19 protein-coding genes, 1 pseudogene and 1 riboswitch are annotated in these 20167 nt (G+C 38.9%); all 20 genes and pseudogenes read left to right on the top strand.

Translation table 11 applies throughout. The annotated features are described in order from the left end of the window. Positions 1 to 97: 97 nt before the first annotated feature. The 20 genes and pseudogenes from KGF86_RS13250 to purD all read left to right on the top strand — a co-directional run bounded on the left by KGF86_RS13250 (position 98) and on the right by purD (position 20061). Positions 98 to 700: a LysE/ArgO family amino acid transporter gene (locus tag KGF86_RS13250; RefSeq protein WP_186869033.1), complete on the top strand. Its 603-nt coding sequence runs from the start codon at positions 98 to 100 to the stop codon at positions 698 to 700. 721 nt (positions 701 to 1421) lie between these two features. Further along, positions 1422 to 1967 (top strand): sigma-70 family RNA polymerase sigma factor, encoded by a 546-nt coding sequence (locus KGF86_RS13245; protein WP_211742156.1) that lies wholly within the window; start codon positions 1422 to 1424, stop codon positions 1965 to 1967. Then, entirely contained in the window at positions 1936 to 3021 is a 1086-nt protein-coding gene (locus KGF86_RS13240; RefSeq protein WP_186869031.1) for a DUF4179 domain-containing protein, read from the top strand. Before KGF86_RS13245 ends, KGF86_RS13240 begins: the two co-directional genes overlap by 32 nt. Positions 3022 to 3385: 364 nt before the next feature. Continuing rightward, positions 3386 to 3613 (top strand): hypothetical protein, encoded by a 228-nt coding sequence (locus KGF86_RS13235; protein WP_186869030.1) that lies wholly within the window; start codon positions 3386 to 3388, stop codon positions 3611 to 3613. 393 nt (positions 3614 to 4006) lie between these two features. Further along, positions 4007 to 5293: an MFS transporter gene (locus tag KGF86_RS13230; protein ID WP_246521548.1), complete on the top strand. Its 1287-nt coding sequence runs from the start codon at positions 4007 to 4009 to the stop codon at positions 5291 to 5293. Positions 5294 to 5528: 235 nt separating this feature from the next. Next, a complete protein-coding gene (locus KGF86_RS13225) occupies positions 5529 to 5996 on the top strand; it encodes a hypothetical protein (RefSeq protein ID WP_186869028.1) in 468 nt (155 codons plus the stop codon). 67 nt (positions 5997 to 6063) lie between these two features. Next, positions 6064 to 6348 (top strand): annotated as a pseudogene (locus tag KGF86_RS19365) (hypothetical protein). A 59-nt stretch (positions 6349 to 6407) separates the two neighbouring features. Further along, complete coding sequence (locus tag KGF86_RS13220) at positions 6408 to 6797, top strand: disulfide bond formation protein DsbD (protein WP_211742155.1); 390 nt, start codon at positions 6408 to 6410, stop codon at positions 6795 to 6797. Positions 6798 to 7040: 243 nt separating this feature from the next. Next, positions 7041 to 7140: riboswitch (purine riboswitch) on the top strand. 131 nt (positions 7141 to 7271) lie between these two features. Next, on the top strand, positions 7272 to 7766 hold the full coding sequence (gene purE, locus KGF86_RS13215; protein ID WP_211742154.1) for a 5-(carboxyamino)imidazole ribonucleotide mutase: 495 nt from the start codon (positions 7272 to 7274) through the stop codon (positions 7764 to 7766). Then, a complete protein-coding gene (gene purK, locus KGF86_RS13210) occupies positions 7750 to 8871 on the top strand; it encodes a 5-(carboxyamino)imidazole ribonucleotide synthase (protein WP_211742153.1) in 1122 nt (373 codons plus the stop codon). Before purE ends, purK begins: the two co-directional genes overlap by 17 nt. Continuing rightward, positions 8868 to 10163, top strand: coding sequence for an adenylosuccinate lyase (gene purB, locus KGF86_RS13205; RefSeq protein ID WP_186869024.1), 1296 nt, complete (start codon positions 8868 to 8870; stop codon positions 10161 to 10163). The genes purK and purB overlap by 4 nt, the downstream gene beginning before the upstream one ends. 10 nt (positions 10164 to 10173) lie before the next feature. After that, positions 10174 to 10887: a phosphoribosylaminoimidazolesuccinocarboxamide synthase gene (gene purC / locus KGF86_RS13200; protein ID WP_186869023.1), complete on the top strand. Its 714-nt coding sequence runs from the start codon at positions 10174 to 10176 to the stop codon at positions 10885 to 10887. Then, positions 10884 to 11135 carry a phosphoribosylformylglycinamidine synthase subunit PurS gene (gene purS, locus KGF86_RS13195; RefSeq protein ID WP_186869022.1) on the top strand — a complete coding sequence of 84 codons (252 nt, stop codon included), beginning with the start codon at positions 10884 to 10886 and terminating at the stop codon, positions 11133 to 11135. The genes purC and purS overlap by 4 nt, the downstream gene beginning before the upstream one ends. After that, on the top strand, positions 11132 to 11818 hold the full coding sequence (gene purQ / locus KGF86_RS13190) for a phosphoribosylformylglycinamidine synthase subunit PurQ (protein ID WP_186869021.1): 687 nt from the start codon (positions 11132 to 11134) through the stop codon (positions 11816 to 11818). Before purS ends, purQ begins: the two co-directional genes overlap by 4 nt. Further along, a complete protein-coding gene (gene purL, locus KGF86_RS13185; protein ID WP_211742152.1) occupies positions 11802 to 14021 on the top strand; it encodes a phosphoribosylformylglycinamidine synthase subunit PurL in 2220 nt (739 codons plus the stop codon). The genes purQ and purL overlap by 17 nt, the downstream gene beginning before the upstream one ends. Beyond that, complete coding sequence (gene purF / locus KGF86_RS13180) at positions 14006 to 15415, top strand: amidophosphoribosyltransferase (protein ID WP_186869019.1); 1410 nt, start codon at positions 14006 to 14008, stop codon at positions 15413 to 15415. The genes purL and purF overlap by 16 nt, the downstream gene beginning before the upstream one ends. 13 nt (positions 15416 to 15428) lie before the next feature. Beyond that, positions 15429 to 16451 (top strand): phosphoribosylformylglycinamidine cyclo-ligase, encoded by a 1023-nt coding sequence (gene purM, locus KGF86_RS13175; protein ID WP_186869018.1) that lies wholly within the window; start codon positions 15429 to 15431, stop codon positions 16449 to 16451. After that, positions 16444 to 17013, top strand: a complete 570-nt coding sequence (gene purN, locus KGF86_RS13170; protein ID WP_186869017.1) for a phosphoribosylglycinamide formyltransferase — start codon at positions 16444 to 16446, stop codon at positions 17011 to 17013. The genes purM and purN overlap by 8 nt, the downstream gene beginning before the upstream one ends. 243 nt (positions 17014 to 17256) lie before the next feature. Next, complete coding sequence (purH, locus tag KGF86_RS13165; protein ID WP_211742151.1) at positions 17257 to 18786, top strand: bifunctional phosphoribosylaminoimidazolecarboxamide formyltransferase/IMP cyclohydrolase; 1530 nt, start codon at positions 17257 to 17259, stop codon at positions 18784 to 18786. A 15-nt stretch (positions 18787 to 18801) separates the two neighbouring features. Then, complete coding sequence (gene purD / locus KGF86_RS13160; protein WP_211742150.1) at positions 18802 to 20061, top strand: phosphoribosylamine--glycine ligase; 1260 nt, start codon at positions 18802 to 18804, stop codon at positions 20059 to 20061. Positions 20062 to 20167 lie beyond the last annotated feature (106 nt).

The raw sequence follows: 20167 nt of genomic DNA, 5'->3' as shown, positions 1-20167 counted from the left end.
TAATCCCCCCAAAATTGGATGGATATATAAACATCCAATTGGTTGTTTTCTTTTAGTTGTATCATAGTACGATAGTAATTAAAAGGGAGTTGATTAAATGGAAGCCATTCTTCATGGAATAATCTTAGCATTCGGTCTTATTTTACCTTTAGGAGTACAGAATGTATTTGTATTTTCACAAGGTGCCACACAGCCAAAACTTCTTCGAGCACTTCCAGCTACCATTACAGCTGCACTTTGCGATACATTTTTAATCCTCTTAGCTATCTTTGGGCTATCCGTAATCGTCTTACAATTTGAATGGCTACGCATTAGCCTAATGATTACCGGAATTTTATTTTTACTTTATATGGGATATGTAATTTGGCGTTCGGAACCAAGTACAACTAATATGAATAAAGCATTACCAATCCGTCAACAAATCATTTTCGCTTTATCTGTTTCTTTATTAAACCCCCATGCCATTTTAGATATAGTCGGTGTTATTGGGACAAGTGCATTAAAATATCTAGGAATGGAACAGGTTTTATTTACAATTGCTTGTATTACAGTATCTTGGATTTGGTTCTTTGGCTTAATGCTAGTGGGAGCAGTCATGAAAAAGTTAGATGGTACAGGAGGTTTAATGAATATTTTTAACAAATGTTCCGCTCTATTTATCTGGGGAACTGCCATATATCTTTTTATTGGACTAATCTAACGTAGCCTAATAGTAGTTTTTTGCGGTGGGAGTGATACTTAAAAAAGATAAAAAATAGGGTAATAATAGTTTGATGTTTGTGAAAGATTGTACTTAAACTAACGGGTGCGTTAATGAAATAAGAGATCATCTTTTTGATGGTCTTTATTTTTGGAGGGAATACTCTGAATATAATGTTATTAACTGATTATAAGATATTATGCTAATGGGGCTGTAGAGTTGAAAAAACATTCAATATTATACATAGAAAAAGAGTGTTAGAAGGATAAAACATTAAGGAATCTTAATGAAGAAAAACGAATTACTAATAAGTGCGGGTTTTATATTAGCTATTTTTGGAGCTTTTGGCTTTATGGTTTTAAGAATCTCATGAATGGATACAGAAGAGAATACCTTATGTGACACAATATTATTGTAGGACTTTTTATTCAACTATAGGGTGCAATAGCTGAAGATGAGATCGAACGGCAGACATTGTACTAATAGGGCAGTATTGTTTAATAAGAAATTTTAAACAATGTCAGCATCTTGCAGACGGATTCTGATTTGACACCAGCTGAATATACCCTGTTCTTTAGACTATAGATAAGTAAAATAACTATTTACAAGAGCTAGAACGTATTAAACTAAAAGGAGTTTAATACGTTTTTTATGATTAATGATATTTTTGAAACTTTTAATAACAGAAGTCTATCTAATTGTTAGAGAAGGGAGGAAGAAAATGAATCAGATAAAACTTATAGTAAAAGCAAAATCTGGTGATGTGGAAGCATTTGAAGAACTATTGAAATTGTTCAGTGACCAATTATATCGAACAGCATTTTTATATACAGGTAATCGAGAAGATGCTTTAGACATTGTGCAAGAAACGAGTTATAAGGCATTTGTAGCAATTAAGACATTAAAAAAGAATAAATATTTTTCTACTTGGTTAACCAGGATACTTATCAATTCTGCAAATGAGTTCTTAAAAAAGAAAAAAGGGAATATCCCACTGGAATACGTAGAGGAATTTATCTCGCATCAAGAAGGAATTAACATAGAACAAATTGATGTAGTAAAGGCAATTAATAACTTGAAAAGGAAATACCGTGAAGTGATCATTCTATTCTATTTTCATGATCTTCCAATAAAAGAAATATCAAATGTAATGGGCATCCCTGAAAACACGGTAAAAACTTATCTACATAGAGGAAAAGATCAATTAAAAATAAACTTAAAAGGAGCGGGGTACGTTGAAGGAAAAATACTTTCAGGAAATATATGAACAGATTGATGTTCCAAAAGAGGATGTCCAGAATTCTATTCGTAATGGAATTAAAAGGGCTGAGTTTAGTAGTAAGAAGAAAAAACGTTCATTAAGAGGTATAGCTGTTGCAGCTATTCTACTTGTTACTACCATTACTATGTTGAGTTTTTCTTTTCCTTCATTTGCAGAGAAACTACCGATTATCGGAACCATTTTTGAGCTGTTCCAGGATGACGAGAAAAGATATATTTTTGATGAATATGAAAGCCACTCCACTTATTTAAATATGACAAAAGAAAGTAATGGTGTCAGCATTACCTTTACGGAAGCAGTCTATGATGGAGAAAATATTACTATAGCTTTTAAAATGGAAAGTGAGCATGATTTAGGAGAGGAACCATTTATTGAATGGGATACTCCCCAAGCAATAATTACTGCCATGTTTAGTGGAAGTCAGCTAATAAAAAAAATAGATGAAAATGAGTATGCTGGCATATTAATATTCAATTTTGAAAAAGGACATCACCCTGATACGTTTGATTTTACATGGAAAGCATCTAAAATCGGTACATTTGATAAGGAAATTGATCAAACTCAATTAATAAATACAATCGAAGGCAACTGGTTATTTGAATTAACTCTAGATAATATCGGAAGTCAAACACAGGAGTTTGATAATCTGTTATCTAAAGGGGAAGGCATGGAATTAGAATTAAAAAGTATAACTAGAACACCAATTTCTACAAGTTTTTACACCAAAGAAAAGGTTAGCAAAAACTTAAAAGAGTGGGAAGAGGAAAATTGGTCAGCTGTCATTTTTGATTATGAGTTGAAGGATAATTTAGGAAATGAATACACCGTTGTAACAAATGGTTCTTATGGAAATCATCAATACGTAATGAATGGAAGGTTTATGACGACAAATATCGCTGAGGAAGCAAAATCCATCATCATTACACCGATTGCAACTCCCTGGAAACAAGTAGATGAACCAGGCCGAAAATATGGTACTGGCATAGCACCAGCAAGGGAGTCATTCAAGCTTGATCCAATTGAGGTTCAATTGGATTAGAATGAGACTCAAATTTTGAAAGAAATGAAGGATAAAGGAGGTGAGAAGCATCTCTTTTATCCTTCTCTTTATTTTACATCATAAATAAAGACATAAGTCGGCATCTTTTAGGTTACTTATAAAAAGATATGAAAGAGAATTGCAAAATTAAGGCTAGATTGTGAAAAGAAAAACTTAAATTAACGAGTGCTATAGTGAAACAAGGTGATCTATGAAGGTCGCCTTTTTCTTATGGTAAAATTCCAATAATATATTTGGAATATTATGTTAGTATTGATTTGTAGAGTTATTGAAGTAACGGGGCAGGAAAATTGAATAAAGAAGATTGAAAGGAAAGTAATTCACAAAATGGGAAATGTAAAAGGTGGACTTATTACTCTGGATAACTATTGGTTTCATAATAATCGGATTTGTTGTTCTCATTTCTATGAAAAAAGGTATGGAAAGTAAGGTCGTTTTTATAAAAGCAAATATGGAAGACAAGGAAAATTCAACAAAAGCTAAATCCGTAATTTGGTGGATAGTGAGTGTCACAGCTTGGGGATTAGTGAGTATGCTTCTTGCTGATTCGTGGTTTAATCACTTTGGATAACTGATGGTTTCAAATGTATTTAAACAAGTGTTAGAAGGATATAAAACATTAAGAAATCTTAATGAAGAAGACGAATTGCTAATAAGTGCGGGTTTTATATTAACTATTTTTTGGGCAGAGTAAATTCTTGTTCGACTAAAGGGTAGCTTTTTTTAAGAAGGAGAAGAGCCCTTTTTTGTTGAAGTTATTGAACTATGGAAGCAGAATAGTTATGCGAAATGTTTCTACTTTAAATGGAGATTGGTCACAATACTCAGGTAAAGGATAGACAGTTCCTATCAGAACTGAAGGATGATACTGAAGAAACAAATGACGGGGTAACGCCCTAAAGGGTTCTCTTTTATAAAAGTACATTTTCTTACATCATGAGAAACAACATTCCAAACCGAACTTTTGAATACAACGACTTTAACTACTAATAGCAAAAGAGGTGAACCCCCGGTGAAAGTAAGAGATCATAAAAGTTTTGTTCGTTTTTGGACTGCATCCACAACTTCAAACTTTGGTACATATATTACGACTATTGCTCTGCAAGTATTGGTAGTGGTAAATATGGGAGGTAGTGCTGTTGATGTTGGCTGGGTTTCAGCATCTAGATGGCTTCCATATGTACTGTTGGGATTAATAGCGGGGGTTTTGGTTGATCGTTTTCACCTAAAGACTGTACTGGTAGTAACAGATATGGGGCGTGGGATTATATTTGCTTTTATTTGCTTATTTGCTGTCACAGGAGTACTGAGTATTGGTTGGCTAATGATTCTGTTGTTGCTCTTTGGTGCCATGTCTCTTTTTAATGATGCTGCCCATCAGTCCTTTGTGCCACAATTAGTCCCTCGCCCTTTATTAACACGTGCATATGCACGGCTAGAGCAAAGTGCAGCTGTTGCGGAAACAAGTGGTCCCGCCATTGGAGGGGGGCTTGTCTCATGGATCGGAGCCCCTTTTGCCCTTCTTATAGATGCCGTATCATATCTGTTTTCAGGTGTTTTAATAGCCACAGTTAAACACCAACCCTCAGATAAAGTGAAGGCTGGTCCACTTGGTCAGCAAATCAAGGAAGGTTTGCAATGGGTCTACCAACACCAATACCTTCGTACACTTGCATTAAACACGCACGCCTGGTTTTTCTTCCATAGCATGACGATGACGGTCCTAGTATCCTTCTTTTTGATTGAGCTTGGCTTCGATGCTTCGCTCCTTGGGTTTGCCCTCGCTGCTGCAGGTGTCGGTGCGGTCGCCGGAACCTCTCTATCTTCTCGAGCAGGTGATCGCTTTGGTATAGGGCGTGCAATGGCTTTTTCTCGAATTCTCTATGCTCCAGCAGTAGTCCTGATTACTCTAGCTCCAGCAGCCATCAACTCTGACCCACAGAACATAGCTATCATTTTTGCGGTAGTAGGGCAGCTCCTGTACGGCTTCTCAATGGGAATCGAGGGTCCTCTCGAAATGGGTTATCGGCAGTTTGTCACGCCATCTCATCTGCAAGGTCGTATGAATACGACGCTACGTTCCATCAATCGTAGTGCGGTTGTTATCGGTGCCCCACTAGGAGGTGCCATAGCCGACGGACTAGGGTTCCTAACGGCTTTATCGATTTCGATAGCTGGTCTAGGTTTATGCGGACTATGGTTCAGTCTTTCAACGATGAGAAAAGCTCAAATAAAAGAAGACGAAATCTAAAATGCATTAAATAAATTAGACACTGACTGACTATCTAATAACATTATAAATTAAAATGTAGAATCCAGCATAGGAACATATTTTGTGAAATAATCGTACTTAAGCTAAAGGGTGCGTTAGTTCAATTAGGGATCATCAAATTGAGGGTCTTTATATATTTTGAATTATGCTAATATCAAGGTATAAAGGTGTTGTGATAACTAGTTAAACAAGGTTCAAATGTATAGAAGGGAAGATGAAAGTGATACTTTTAAATGGAGTAAGTGGATTTAATGGACCTGATCCAGTAACCGATGGAGAATACTTCAAAAAAGTATGTTACTCGTTAATCCATAGACTAAATGGGAATGTGTTATCTTTTAGCGAACCAGAAGCTGCTCGTCATTATTATGAAGTGAAAGTAAATGTTCTTGAGGAGAATATGTCTATCCTACTCAATAATGTATATCCATTTATCGCTTTTGCTTCATCAGTTGACCATGGCTATATTAAATTTATTGATAATGAGCCGTTGTTAAATGGATTTAGCCCGTACTATCGAGTTCTACGTTCGAATGAGTTAAATGAACCGCTAGTGATAAAGGAAAATAAGGGAAGAATCATTGTGGGAAACAAGAATGAACTTAATGAGGCTGAGTTAAATAACATTAAATATTGGAAATCTAAAACAGTTGGAGATATTGTCTTCAACTATTGGGATTGACTACAAAATAAAGAAAAGAAATTCAACTAAAGGTGCAAGGTTTAACAAGAAAAAGGCGGTGAAAATAATGAGGGAGATTGTGAAAGAGTTTTTTTCACCAAGTAAAATTTATAAGGTTGAAATTATTAAAAGAACCGATGGACTATATACAACGGAGGTCTCAAGGTGGTTTAGGTGGGATGATGAGTATACATATGAGTATTGGAGTCCGATTTAAAAAGGTTTATCGCTAATAGATACAGAGGAAAATGCATTAAAAATTGGAATTGAACAATTAAAAGAACTCTCGGGTGAAAAATTTACTTATAGCTATTTCAATTTTACTAACGAGAGCAATTCCGAAATAGAATGAGCATCAATCAGGACAATATAGCAAATTAACAATATATCATTTTTTTAAGGAGTGGTTAGGTGAATAGAAAAAACTTTAACATAATTGGTTGGATTCTGCTTTTGGGAATGGGTGCTTCGTGGATAGGGTTTGGCTATTCAAATTGGTACTTATTATTAACTCCAATGGCGTACTTATCTTTTTCAATTAACGATGGCAGTATAAAAAAATTAGGGAAAATAAAACAGATATCCTTACTGCAAGTAATTCTAATATTGGTTGCTTTTATTGTGTCGGTGAGTATTGTATTTGGTCTTATCCAATTAGCTAATTACATGATAAACGATATGTTTCATTTAACTGGAGGGATAAAGACACTCTGCGTGATTATTGCTGTGGTATTTTCATTATACCCTGTTAAGTTTACGTTTGGCAGTGTTGTTTTTAAAGTAATGAACGCTACAAGATAAATGAATTGTGAGTATTGAAAGTACGGATGTAGTTCCGCAATCAAACACTTTCATTGATAAGTTATCAATACCATCATAACGTACTAGCTTAAAATGGAAAAACAGTAGTAAAAGATGCAATACATGTAACAGTTTATCCATATTTATACTAAATACTGTATAAAACCGAACGATTGTTGAAATCAAGTGGAAATTGTTCGATTTTTTAATTGACCATTAATGGTATCTTTGTTATGCTAAATGCATCAAAAGAATACAGATCCTCATATATTTCTTGGAATATGGCCTTGAAGTCTCTACCTGGCACCGTAAATGCTGGACTATGAGGGAAGATGCGTCATTGGTACAACAATGGTTATTTGTCGACCTTATTTTTGGTCTATTCGTCTTCTCTCATCCAATGAGAGAGGTGAATAGACCTTTTTCATGGTATAGGATAGGGAATCTTTTCTACTAAAGGAAGGAGAAATCGAAATGGCTTTAGTTGGTGTAATCATGGGTAGTATATCGGATTGGGATACGATGAAGCATACATGTACCCTATTAGAAGAACTAAATATTCGTTACGAAAAAGATGTCATCTCTGCACATCGAACTCCAGACGAAATGTTTACATATGCGAAAACCGCACGTGAACGAGGCTTAAAAGTAATCATTGCGGGAGCTGGAGGTGCAGCCCATTTACCAGGTATGGTAGCTTCACAAACAACATTACCAGTTATCGGTGTTCCAGTTCAAAGTAAAGCATTGAATGGACTTGACTCCCTATTATCTATTGTACAAATGCCAGGTGGGGTTCCGACTGCTACGGTTGCAATTGGAAAAGCAGGTGCTATAAATGCAGGATTACTGGCGGCTCAAATTCTAGGATCTTTTGATGAGGATATCGCAAATAAATTAGAAAACTATCGTACCAACATGAAAGCAAAAGTGGATGAAATGAGGGAAGACCTTGCAAAGCAATACTAGTATTCTACCACCACAAACAATTGGTATCATTGGCGGCGGGCAGCTTGGTCGAATGATGGCGATAGCAGCGAAGTATATGGGCTATCGGGTTATCGTGTTAGACCCAACACCGAACTGTCCCACTTCACAAGTCTCGGATGGCCAAATCGTTGCAGCTTATGATGACATGAATGCAATTAAAGAATTAACCGACAAAAGTGATGTTGTGACGTATGAGTTTGAAAATGTCGATTTGGAAGCTGCAACCTTTATTGAGGAGCAGGGAAAACTTCCACAAGGCGCCTATGCATTAGAAGTAACGCAAAATCGCGAAAAAGAGAAGACAGTTATGAAGGCATTACAATTACCAGTCCCTGACTTTTTTATTGTCCATAATGGTAAAGCGTGTCAGGAGGCATTGAAAGAAGTATCCTTTCCTGTTGTGATGAAAACCTGTCGAGGGGGATACGATGGAAAGGGACAGTTAAAACTAGAATCAGAAGCGGATATTCCAAATACGATTCAGTTTGTAGAACAAAATGGGCATTGTATCATCGAAACATGGCTTTCGTTTGATAAAGAGATTTCGGTCGTGTTTACTCGAGATGCAAAGGGTGCAATCGAATTTTTCCCTATTGCAGAAAATGTACATAAGGATCATATTCTGTTTCAAACAACAGCACCTGCAAAGGTATCGACAGAAGTGCAGAGAAAGGCATATGAAGCAGCAACATTACTGGCAAATAAGATAGAGGTTGTAGGGACATTTGCAATTGAAATGTTTGTATCAGGAAATAACATTTACTTAAATGAAATGGCACCACGTCCGCATAATTCGGGACATTACACCATTGAGGCGTGTAATATTTCACAGTTTGCTCAGCATATACGAGCAATCTGTGGTTTACCATTAATACCAGTGAAGCTTCTTGAACCTTCTGCGATGATTAATATTTTAGGGGAAGATGTAGAACCAACCTTAAAAGCAATGGTTAACGTAAATCAAGGATTTATTCACTTGTATGGAAAGGCTGAAGCGAAAGCAAAGCGGAAAATGGGGCATATTACATTTATTGGAGAAGACAGCATAGAGCAGGTTAAACAGTTTGAGGAGGCAAAACAATGATTGAACGTTATACAAGAGAAGAAATGGGATCTATTTGGACGGAAGAAAATAAATTTAAGGCATGGTTAGAGGTTGAAGTTTTAGCATGTGAAGCATGGAGTGAGCTTGGGATTATTCCAAAAGAAGATGTTGTGAAGCTCCGTGAGAATGCTTCGTTTGATATTAATCGTATATATGAAATTGAACAGGAGACAAGGCATGATGTAGTTGCATTCACTCGTGCTGTATCCGAAACGTTAGGGGAAGAACGCAAATGGGTTCACTATGGTTTGACTTCCACAGATGTAGTGGATACGGCCCTTTCTTACCTATTAAAACAAGCGAATGACATTATTCGAAAGGATTTACATAACTTCATCGAAATTTTAAAAAACAAAGCAATCGAGAACAAGCATACGGTCATGATGGGGAGAACGCATGGTGTACATGCAGAACCGACAACCTTTGGATTGAAGCTTGCCCTTTGGTATGAGGAAATGAAACGTAATTTAGAGCGTTTTGAACTAGCGGCAAAAAATATTGAATTTGGAAAGCTATCTGGTGCGGTTGGAACATATGCAAATATCGATCCCTTTGTTGAACAGTATGTGTGTGAAAAGTTAGGGCTATCACCGGCACCGGTATCGACACAAACCTTACAACGTGATCGTCATGCAGCATATATGTCGACCCTCGCTCTGATTGCGACTTCTATCGAAAAGTTTGCGACAGAAATTCGTGGATTACAGAAAACCGAAACTCGTGAAGTGGAAGAGTTCTTTGCAAAAGGTCAAAAAGGATCCTCTGCTATGCCACATAAGCGAAATCCAATCGGTTCAGAAAATATGACAGGTATGGCCAGAGTCATTCGCGGTTATATGGTAACAGCTTATGAAAATGTTTCCCTTTGGCATGAGCGTGACATTTCCCATTCCTCGGCGGAGCGCGTTATTTTACCAGATGCAACGATAGCACTTAACTATATGTTAAATCGTTTTAGCAATATCGTGAAAAACTTAACGGTCTTCCCAGAAAACATGAAGCGAAATATTGATAAGACACATGGGGTTATCTTCTCACAACGAGTGCTTCTCGCTCTAATCGAAAAGGGAATGAGTCGCGAAGAAGCTTATGACATCGTACAGCCAAAAGCGATGGAGGCTTGGGAGACAGAAGTACATTTCCGAGAATTAGTTAAAAAGGAAGACCGCATTACGACATTATTAACAGAAGAAGAAATTGAGGATTGCTTTGATTATACGTACCATTTAAAAAATGTTGATGTGATCTTTGAGCGCATCGGCTTAAACTGAGGTGAACGTCATGAAGGCAGAGCTATTGTATGAGGGGAAGGCGAAAAAGGTTTACCGCTCTTCCACAGATTCAGAGAAGCTTGTTTTATCCTATAAAAATGATGCAACAGCTTTTAACGGAAAGAAGAAGGAAAGTTTTCCAGGAAAAGGGAGATTAAATAATCTTATTTCCTCCTTAATCTTCCCTTACTTACATGAACGCGGTATCAAGAGTCATTTCATGAAGCGGTTGAATGAGACAGAACAACTCGTGATGGAAACAACCATTATTCCAATGGAAGTAGTTGTTCGTAATCTGGCAACGGGGAGTATCACAAAGCGTCTGGGACTTAGAGAGAAGACTCCTTTCTCTCCTCCGCTTGTCGAACTGTTTTATAAAAATGATGATTTAGATGATCCGTTAATTAATGATGACCATGCTCTGCTTTTAACAGACGTAATCCATAAAGAATTACGGGAAATAAAAGCGCAAGCACTAGAAATTAATACCGTTTTAACAGAATTCTTCCAATCTATTAATCTAAAACTAGTAGATTTTAAGCTAGAATTTGGTCGTCTTCCAAATGGCGATATTGTGTTGTCGGATGAGATTTCACCAGATACTTGTAGACTCTGGGATTTAAAGACCAATGAGAAAATGGATAAAGATGTTTTTCGTCAAGGTACAGGTGATTTAATCACCGTTTATGAACAAATATTACAGCGACTGGAGCGAAGAGTATGAGAAAAGTAACGGTTTATATCACATTAAAGCAAGGTGTACTAGATCCACAAGGAAAAGCGATTCAGGAATCATTAAACTCACTGGGTTATAAAGAGGTTGAGGAAGCACGCGTAGGAAAGTACATTGAGATGACAATAGAAGATGGTCCTAAACTAGAGGACCGGGTAAAAGAAATGTGTGATAAACTCTTAGCCAATCCAGTAATCGAGGATTACCAATTTGAAATTGGGGAGGCTGCACACTCGTGAAATTTGCTGTAATTGTTTTCCCAGGTTCCAATTGTGACCGAGACATGTATCATGCGGTAAAAGAAGTACTAGGTGCAGAAGCAGATCTAGTTTGGTACCAAACTAGTGATTTGCAGGATTATGATGGTATTTTACTTCCGGGAGGATTTTCTTACGGTGATTATCTTCGTTCAGGTGCTGTTGCAGCAACATCGGATGTCATGAACCAAGTAAGGGAGCATGCCGCGAAGGGAAAGCCAGTACTAGGTGTTTGTAATGGATTTCAAATTTTAACAGAATCTGGCCTACTTCCAGGGGCTTTAATGCGAAATAAACGACTATCCTTTATGTGCCACCAGGAAGAACTAATCGTTGAAAATAACGAAACCATCTTTACTAGTGGCTATGAGAAAGGCGAGGTAGTCCGCTTCCCGATTGCTCATGGTGAGGGGAACTATTTCTGTGATGATGAAACACTTACAGAGCTAAAAGCGAATAATCAAATCGTATTCACCTATAAACAGAATCCCAACGGCTCTGTAGAAGATATTGCAGGCATTGTGAACAAAGAAGGAAATGTATTAGGCATGATGCCACACCCAGAGCGTGCAGTGGAAGCACTTCTAGGTAGTGATGATGGGTTAAAGCTATTCCAATCAATGGTGAAAAAATGGAGGGAGTCCTATTATGTTACAAACGCATGAGATCAGCCCAGAGCAAATTGAACGAGATAAGCTTTATGAGGAAATGGGACTCAGCAGTTCAGAATTTGAAATGGTCAAAAAAATCTTAGGTCGTTTACCGAACTTTACGGAAACGGGGATTTTCTCGGTCATGTGGTCAGAGCATTGTAGCTATAAGACGTCTAAACCTCTATTAAAGAAGTTTCCGACAAAAGCGCCACATGTGTTACAAGGCCCAGGTGAAGGGGCTGGAATAATCGATATTGGCGACAATCAAGCCGTTGTATTCAAGATTGAAAGCCATAATCATCCGTCTGCCGTAGAACCATATCAAGGGGCAGCTACTGGAGTTGGTGGAATTATCCGTGATGTATTTTCCATGGGTGCTCGTCCAATTGCATTGATGAACTCGCTCCGATTTGGAAATTTAAAAACGGATCGAGTGAAATACTTATTCTCAGAGGTTGTTAATGGGATTGCTGGTTACGGGAATTGTGTTGGTATACCAACAGTTGGGGGAGAAGTACAGTTTGATGATTCCTATGAAGATAATCCATTAGTCAATGCGATGTGTATTGGCCTAATTAATCATGATGATATTCAAAAGGGGATTGCTGCTGGTATTGGTAATACGGTTCTGTATGCTGGTGCTCCTACCGGGCGTGATGGTATTCATGGGGCAACATTTGCTTCGGATGATTTAGCAGAAGACGCAGCGAAAGATCGTCCAGCCGTCCAAGTTGGTGACCCATTTATGGAAAAACTATTAATAGAAGCTTGCTTAGAGGTGATCCATTCCGATGCGCTTGTTGGTATGCAGGATATGGGGGCAGCTGGTTTAACCTCTTCAGCAAGTGAGATGGCAAGTAAAGCTGGTACTGGAATGGAAATGGATTTAGATTTAGTTCCACAACGTGAGCAAAACATGACTGCTTATGAATTAATGCTTTCGGAATCCCAAGAGCGTATGTTATTGGTTGTCAAAAAAGGTAGAGAGCAAGAAATCATTGATGTGTTTACACGATATGGTCTGAAAGCAGTAGCGGTAGGGCAAGTTATCGAGGAAAAGGTATTTCGAATTAAACAGCATGGTGAAGTACAAGCAGAAATCCCTGTTGATGCATTAGCAGAGGAAGCACCTGTTTATCATTTACCTGCTCAGGAGGCTCGTTATTACCAAGAGTTTCAGAAGATTGGCAATCATGTACCAATCATTGATGACCATGGGGCGGTATTGAAGCAATTATTACAGCAACCAACCATTGCAAGTAAAGAATGGGTTTATGATCAATATGATTCGATGGTACAAACAAATACTGTGACAGGACCAGGATCCGATGCTGCCGTTGTGCGAATTAAAGGTACGAATAAATCATTAGCGATTACAACAGATTGTAATTCTCGTTATATCTATTTAGATCCAGAAATTGGTGGAAAGATTGCTGTAGCTGAAGCGGCACGTAATATTATTTGTTCTGGAGCTAGACCACTCGGCTTAACAGATGGATTAAACTATGGTAACCCAACAAATCCAGAAGTATTTTGGCAAATGGAAAAAAGCGTAGAAGGTATAAGTGATGCTTGTGAAAAATTAGGTACACCAGTAATTAGTGGGAATGTTTCTTTATATAACCAGTCTAAAGGGAAAGCGATTTTCCCAACACCAATTGTAGGAATGGTCGGCTTACATGAGTCACTAGAACATATTACACCAAGCTTTTTCCAACAATCCGGTGATGCCATTTATGTCATTGGGGAAAGTAAGCCGGAATTTGGTGGTAGTGAATTGCAAAACCTTCTAAACGGGGCATATGAAGGGAAAGCACCAGAAATCAATTTAGATATCGAAGCTAAACGTCAAGCCCAGTTACTCGAAGCAATCCAAAGCGGCTTAGTTGTTTCAGCACATGATCTTGCTGAAGGTGGACTTGGTGTTGCACTTAGTGAGTGTTTATTCTATGACACGTTGTTAGGTGCTGATATCCAAGTGAGTGGTGATGTGACAGTAGAACTATTTAGTGAGACACAATCTCGTTTTATCGTAAGTGTGAGACCTGAGCAACAGGAAGTGTTTGAACAAGTAGTGGAGGATGCAGTACAAATAGGTCTCGTCACATCAGATGGTCAATTAACAGTTCGGAGCAAAGATGGTGACGTATTATCCGAAAGTGTTCATGAGTTATACCGTCTTTGGAAAGGAGCAATTCCATGCTTGCTGAAATAAGAGGCTTAAATGAAGAGTGTGGTGTCTTTGGCATTTGGGGTCATGATAAGGCGGCGGAATTAACATATTATGGACTTCATGCTTTACAGCATCGTGGCCAGGAAGGTGCAGGTGTCGTCACAACAAATGGGTTAGAATTAAAGCTTCACAAAGAGCAGGGACTAGTCAATGATGTATTCAAGCGAGTTGATTTCTCCAAGCTTAGTGGCCATGCTGCAATCGGGCATGTCCGTTACGCAACACAAGGGGAAAGATCAATTGATAATGTCCAACCATTGCTTTTTCGTTCGCAGACGGGAAGTATGGCGCTTGCTCATAATGGAAATATCATGAACGCTTATGAGCTCCGTGGTGAATTAGAGTCTGCAGGAAGTATTTTACAAACCTCTTCTGATACAGAAGTACTTGCTCACTTATTGAAGCGAAATGGCAATATGGATACCGTTTCCGGATTAAAGGATGCTCTTGGTCAATTAGTTGGCGCCTATGCTTTTATCATTCTCTCGGAAACTCGCATGCATGTAGCGTTAGATCCAAAAGGGTTACGTCCATTATCGATTGGTAGATTAGGAGATGCATATGTCGTAGCATCTGAGACTTCCGCGTTTGATATTATTGGTGCGGCCTACGAACGTGACGTTTTACCAGGTGAGTTAATTACGATTTCCGATGATGGATTAGAGTCTACCCGCTTTGCTCTACCACAAAAGCGGGCATTATGTGCGATGGAGTATGTTTATTTTTCCCGCCCAGATAGTAATTTAAATGAGGTCAACGTCCATGCATCACGTAAGCGTATGGGGATTGAATTAGCTAAGGAAGCTCCTGTTGAAGCAGATGTGGTAACAGGTGTACCGGATTCTAGTATTTCTGCGGCGATTGGCTATGCAGAACAAACTGGTATTCCATACGAAATAGGCTTAATTAAAAATCGATATACTGGAAGAACGTTCATCCAGCCTTCCCAAGAACTTCGCGAGCAAGGGGTTAAAATGAAGCTTTCTCCTGTACGTGCAATTGTGGAAGGTAAGCGTGTCATTATGATTGATGATTCTATCGTTCGAGGTACAACATGCAAACGAATCGTTCGCATGTTGAAGGAAGCTGGTGCGAAAGAGGTTCATGTGAGGATTGCATCTCCTTCTATTACAAACCCTTGCTATTACGGAATTGACATGTCTACGAAAGAGGAACTAATTGCAGCAAATTATTCGATTGATAAAATTTGCGAAATCATTGGTGCAGATAGTTTAGCTTATCTTTCTAGTGATGGTTTAGAACGGGCAATCGTTTCAGATGATTCTATAGATCAAGGTGTCTGTATGGCATGTATGACAGGACAGTACCCAGTAACGAAGAATGGTCAATTAGAAATTTCCTATACGAAATGTTAAGGAGCGTGACAACGTGTCGAATGTATATAAGGCAGCAGGTGTCGATGTAGAAGCGGGCTATGAAGCGGTTGAACGAATGAAAAAGCATATCGCTAAAACAACAAGACCAGAAGTACTTGGCGGAATAGGTGCTTTTGCCGGATTATTTGAACTAACATCTTTTCCGTATAAAGAGCCTGTATTAGTCTCTGGAACAGATGGAGTTGGAACTAAGTTAAAATTAGCCATTGAATTGGATAAACACGATACAGTTGGCATCGATTTAGTTGCTATGTGTGTCAATGATATCGTTGCTCAAGGTGCAACCCCCTTGTTCTTCCTTGATTATATAGCATGTGGAAAAAACGATCCTGCACGAATAGAACAAATTGTTGCGGGAATTGCAGAGGGCTGTGCTAATGCGGAAGCGGCATTAATAGGTGGGGAAACAGCGGAAATGCCAGGAATGTACGGGGAAAATGAATATGACTTAGCTGGATTTGTTGTTGGAATTGCTGAAAAGTCAGCACTAGTTACCGGAGAACAAATTCAAGCAGGTGACATCATTATCGGTCTACCCTCCAGTGGGATACATTCGAATGGTTATTCCTTAGTCCGGAAAATAGTTAATGACTTAGACTTAACGGAGACTCCCGCTGGATTATCCAAGCCACTAGGTGAGTGGCTAATGGAACCAACTAAGATCTATGCAAAGCAGATTAACAGTGTCATGAAGGAAGTTTCTATAAAAGGCATTTCACATATAACTGGTGGTGGATTTTATGAAAACATCCCAAGAATGCTACCGGCAGGACTAGGTGTAGATTTAGTTTATGGAAATTGGGAGATACCAGAAATATTTCCATTCCTACAAGAAAGAGGTAACATAACGCTTGATGATATGTTTAGCGTATTCAACATGGGAATTGGCATGGCAATCGTAGTCGCCAAACAAGACGCAGAGCAAGCCCTACATACCCTAGCGGAGGCAGGCGAACATGCTACAATAATTGGTCAAGTAGGGACAAACGAAGGAGTACACTTCCGTTATGAGTAAAATTAAAGCAGCCGTATTTGCTTCTGGTACAGGTAGTAATTTTGAAGCCATCATGAAAGCGGAGAATGTAGCTTGTGAAATTGCCTTGCTAGTTTGTGACAAACCAGGAGCCAAAGTCATTGAAAAAGCGGAGCGGTTAGGTGTACAAACGTTTGTTTTAAATCCTAAAAACTACCCGTCTAAAGCAGAATATGAGTCGGAAGTGCTGCGCGCTGTACGTAAGCATGAAGTGGAATGGATATTTCTTGCAGGCTATATGCGATTAATTGGCCCGACACTACTAGAAGCATACGAAGGGAAAATATTAAATATCCATCCATCCCTTTTACCGGCTTTTCCCGGTAAAGATGCCATAGGTCAGGCTTTTCAAGCTGGCGTCAAAGTTACAGGTGTTACCGTCCACTTCGTTGATGAAGGAATGGATACAGGCCCAGTTATCGCACAAGAACAAGTCCCTATTTTGCCAGAGGATACAGAAGAAACATTAAAGAACCGGATACAGCAGGTCGAGCATGTGTTATACCCAAGGGTGATTAATCAAGTGGTAGCAGATAGCCGTTAATGTAGGTGGGATGTGGTGCGGTAGATGGGCTTGGAATGGGTGGAGCTGCGCCTGAGTGGGAACGGGATGCGCCCGAAATTGGGATACATGTGACCGAGCGGGAGTAAGATGAGCCCGAGCGAGAAAGAGACGCCCCCACCCCCATAAGCAAATGCGCCCGATCCGGTAAAAGATACACCAAAAACGATAATACAGGTTACCTAATAGAAGAAAGTACACACGATAGAAGCAAGGAGTGTAACTATGAAAAAGCGTGCATTAATCAGTGTTTCAGATAAACAGAAGATTGTAGAGTTTGCTCAAGGGTTAGTTGAACTGGACTATGAGATTGTCTCGACTGGTGGTACATTAAAGGCATTGCAAAATGCTAGTGTGCCTGCGATCTCTATTGATCAGGTTACTGGTTTTCCAGAAATTATGGATGGTCGTCTGAAGACGCTTCATCCAAAGGTTCATGGTGGATTATTAGGTAAGCGCTCGAATCCAGATCATTTGCAACAAATGGAAGCGAACGAGATAGAGCCAATAGATGTTGTGGTGGTTAATCTGTATCCTTTTAAACAAACGCTTGTTTCAGAAGGCGTTACAAAGGAAGAAATTATAGAGAATATTGATATTGGTGGGCCAACTATGTTACGTTCTGCTGCGAAGAATTTTGAGGACGTCTTAGTTGTGGTAGATCCGGAAGATTATACCCCAGTTTTAGAAGGAATTAAGGATGCTTCTATTAGTCTGGAATTCCGTCAAAAGCTTGCGGCTAAAGTATTCCGCCACACGGCAAACTATGATGCAATCATTGCTAATTACTTTTTAACACAAACTGGCGAGAAATTCCCAGAGACCTACACTGTTACATATGAAAAAGTTCAATCCTTACGATATGGGGAAAATCCACATCAAGTTGCTGCATTTTATAAAAATCCAATTCAAAACGGAATGAGTTTGGCCACAGCTAAGCAATTACATGGTAAGGAGCTTTCCTATAACAATATCCAAGATGCAAATGCTGCTGTGGAAATATTGACAGAATATGATTTACCAGCAGCAGTTGCTGTAAAACATATGAATCCTTGTGGAATTGGGATGGCTGAATCAATTGCAGAAGCGTTCCAACTGGCATTTGATGCTGACCCAATCTCAATTTTTGGTGGAATTGTTGCATTGAATAGAGAAGTAGACGCTCAAACTGCTGAGAAATTAAGAGAGATTTTTCTTGAAATCGTCATTGCTCCGAGCTTCTCGGAAAAAGCGCTAGAAATCTTAACGCAAAAGAAAAATATTCGTCTATTAACAATGGAAATGGCCCAAAAGGATGAGAGCTTTAAGCTAACAACAGTTGATGGCGGTGTCCTAATTCAAAATAAAGATATTGGTAGTGTAGACGAAGGAAGCGTTGAGGTTGTAACCGATAGAGCGCCAACTGAGGAAGAACTACAAAATCTCCTTTTTGCTTGGAAAGCAGTTAAACACGTGAAATCAAACGCAATTGTTTTAGCAAAAGATAATCAAACAATTGGTGTTGGGGCAGGACAAATGAACCGGGTTGGGGCTGCACGTATTGCGATCGAGCAAGCTGGAGATAAGGCGCTTGGATCAGTGTTAGCATCGGATGCTTTTTTTCCAATGCCTGATACTGTAGAAGAAGCAATCAAGGTAGGAGTAACCGCCATTATCCAACCAGGTGGTTCTAAACGCGATCAAGATTCCATCGATGTATGTAACGAACATGGTATTGCAATGGTATACACAGGTATGCGTCATTTCAAACATTAATGAGGGGGCCGGGTGATGAACGTTCTTGTAATAGGTCGTGGTGGTCGTGAGCATAGTATCGTAATGAAGCTTTCAGAAAGTAAATTAATAGATAAGCTATTTGTTGCACCTGGTAATGCAGGGATGGAAAATGTGGCAACCTGTGTTCCAATAGAAGAAACCGAGACTATGAAACTGATTCATTTTGCAAAAGAGCATAGTATTGAGCTTACGATAGTAGGTCCGGAAAATCCGTTATTAGATGGAATCGCTAATGAATTTCTAGCGGAAGGCTTAAGCGTCTTTGCCCCTACGAAAGAGGCTGCATTAATTGAAGGAAGTAAAAGCTTTGCAAAGGAAATCATGAAGAAATATCAGATTCCAACGGCAAGCTATGAAACATTTACGGATGCAGAAAAAGCAAAAGCATATGTAATTGAAAAGGGTGCGCCAATTGTAATTAAGGCAGACGGATTAGCAGCTGGAAAAGGTGTGGTCGTCGCTGAAACTACGAAGCAAGCCATTCAAGCAATTGATGATATGCTAGTGTCGAAGGCGTTCTCTGAAGCGGGGGCTAAGGTTGTAGTGGAAGAATTTTTGATGGGAAATGAATTTTCTCTAATGGCATTTGTCCATGGAGAAAAAGTATGTCCGATGATTCCAGCTAGAGATCATAAGCGTGCATTCGACCATGATGAAGGTCCGAATACTGGTGGGATGGGCGCATATGCCCCAGTTCCGGACATAACGGAGGAAGCAATCAACTATGCTACAAAAGAGATTCTCCAAAAGGCTGCAAGTGGGTTAGTTGCAGAAGGCCGTTCTTTCACTGGAATATTATATGCTGGTCTTATTATGACAGCTGAAGGTCCAAAGGTTATTGAATTTAATGCTAGATTCGGTGACCCAGAAACACAAGTAGTGTTACCATTATTGAAAAATGATTTGATACAGGTATTAGTAGATGTTTTAAGTGATGAAACCCCACAGCTAGAATGGGAAGAACAGTCCTGTTTAGGTGTAGTGCTAGCATCTGATGGCTATCCAGGTTCCTATCAAAAAGGCGTATTACTACCTAATTTATATGGGGAGTCTTTTATTGTCTATGCTGGTGTCGATAAAACGGATAACGGCTTTGTCTCAAATGGAGGCAGAGTACTATTAGTTGGCGCTAAAAGTACTACTTTAGAGAATGCGGGAAAATTAGTATATGAAAGCTTACCGGCAAATAAAGATTTAGAAGGATTTTTCTATCGTACAGATATAGGGAAAATGAAAGAAGACGCTCTTTCGTAGAGTGTCTTTTTTATCTTCCGCTAAAATATGGATTGAAAGAACATGAATGGGCTAGCTTGGATTTAAGATTAATTGAAAGCTAGAAAGGTTCAATTGATAACTCTAA

It is taken from the genome of Ornithinibacillus massiliensis, assembly GCF_018310345.1.
Classification (GTDB): Bacteria; Bacillota; Bacilli; order Bacillales; family Amphibacillaceae; genus Ornithinibacillus; species Ornithinibacillus massiliensis.
The sequence above is the reverse complement of the archived record's forward strand: the minus strand, read 5'-3'. Positions and strand labels throughout refer to the sequence as shown.

Coding starts and splice junctions, on each gene's coding strand:
- purH (WP_211742151.1), top strand. CDS start 17,257: ATGAAAAAGCGTGCATTAATCAGTGTTTCAGATAAACAGAAGATTGTA.
- purC (WP_186869023.1), top strand. CDS start 10,174: ATGAAGGCAGAGCTATTGTATGAGGGGAAGGCGAAAAAGGTTTACCGC.
- KGF86_RS13250 (WP_186869033.1), top strand. CDS start 98: ATGGAAGCCATTCTTCATGGAATAATCTTAGCATTCGGTCTTATTTTA.
- purL (WP_211742152.1), top strand. CDS start 11,802: ATGTTACAAACGCATGAGATCAGCCCAGAGCAAATTGAACGAGATAAG.
- KGF86_RS13245 (WP_211742156.1), top strand. CDS start 1,422: ATGAATCAGATAAAACTTATAGTAAAAGCAAAATCTGGTGATGTGGAA.
- purS (WP_186869022.1), top strand. CDS start 10,884: ATGAGAAAAGTAACGGTTTATATCACATTAAAGCAAGGTGTACTAGAT.
- purN (WP_186869017.1), top strand. CDS start 16,444: ATGAGTAAAATTAAAGCAGCCGTATTTGCTTCTGGTACAGGTAGTAAT.
- purD (WP_211742150.1), top strand. CDS start 18,802: ATGAACGTTCTTGTAATAGGTCGTGGTGGTCGTGAGCATAGTATCGTA.
- KGF86_RS13225 (WP_186869028.1), top strand. CDS start 5,529: ATGAAAGTGATACTTTTAAATGGAGTAAGTGGATTTAATGGACCTGAT.
- purB (WP_186869024.1), top strand. CDS start 8,868: ATGATTGAACGTTATACAAGAGAAGAAATGGGATCTATTTGGACGGAA.
- purE (WP_211742154.1), top strand. CDS start 7,272: ATGGCTTTAGTTGGTGTAATCATGGGTAGTATATCGGATTGGGATACG.
- purF (WP_186869019.1), top strand. CDS start 14,006: ATGCTTGCTGAAATAAGAGGCTTAAATGAAGAGTGTGGTGTCTTTGGC.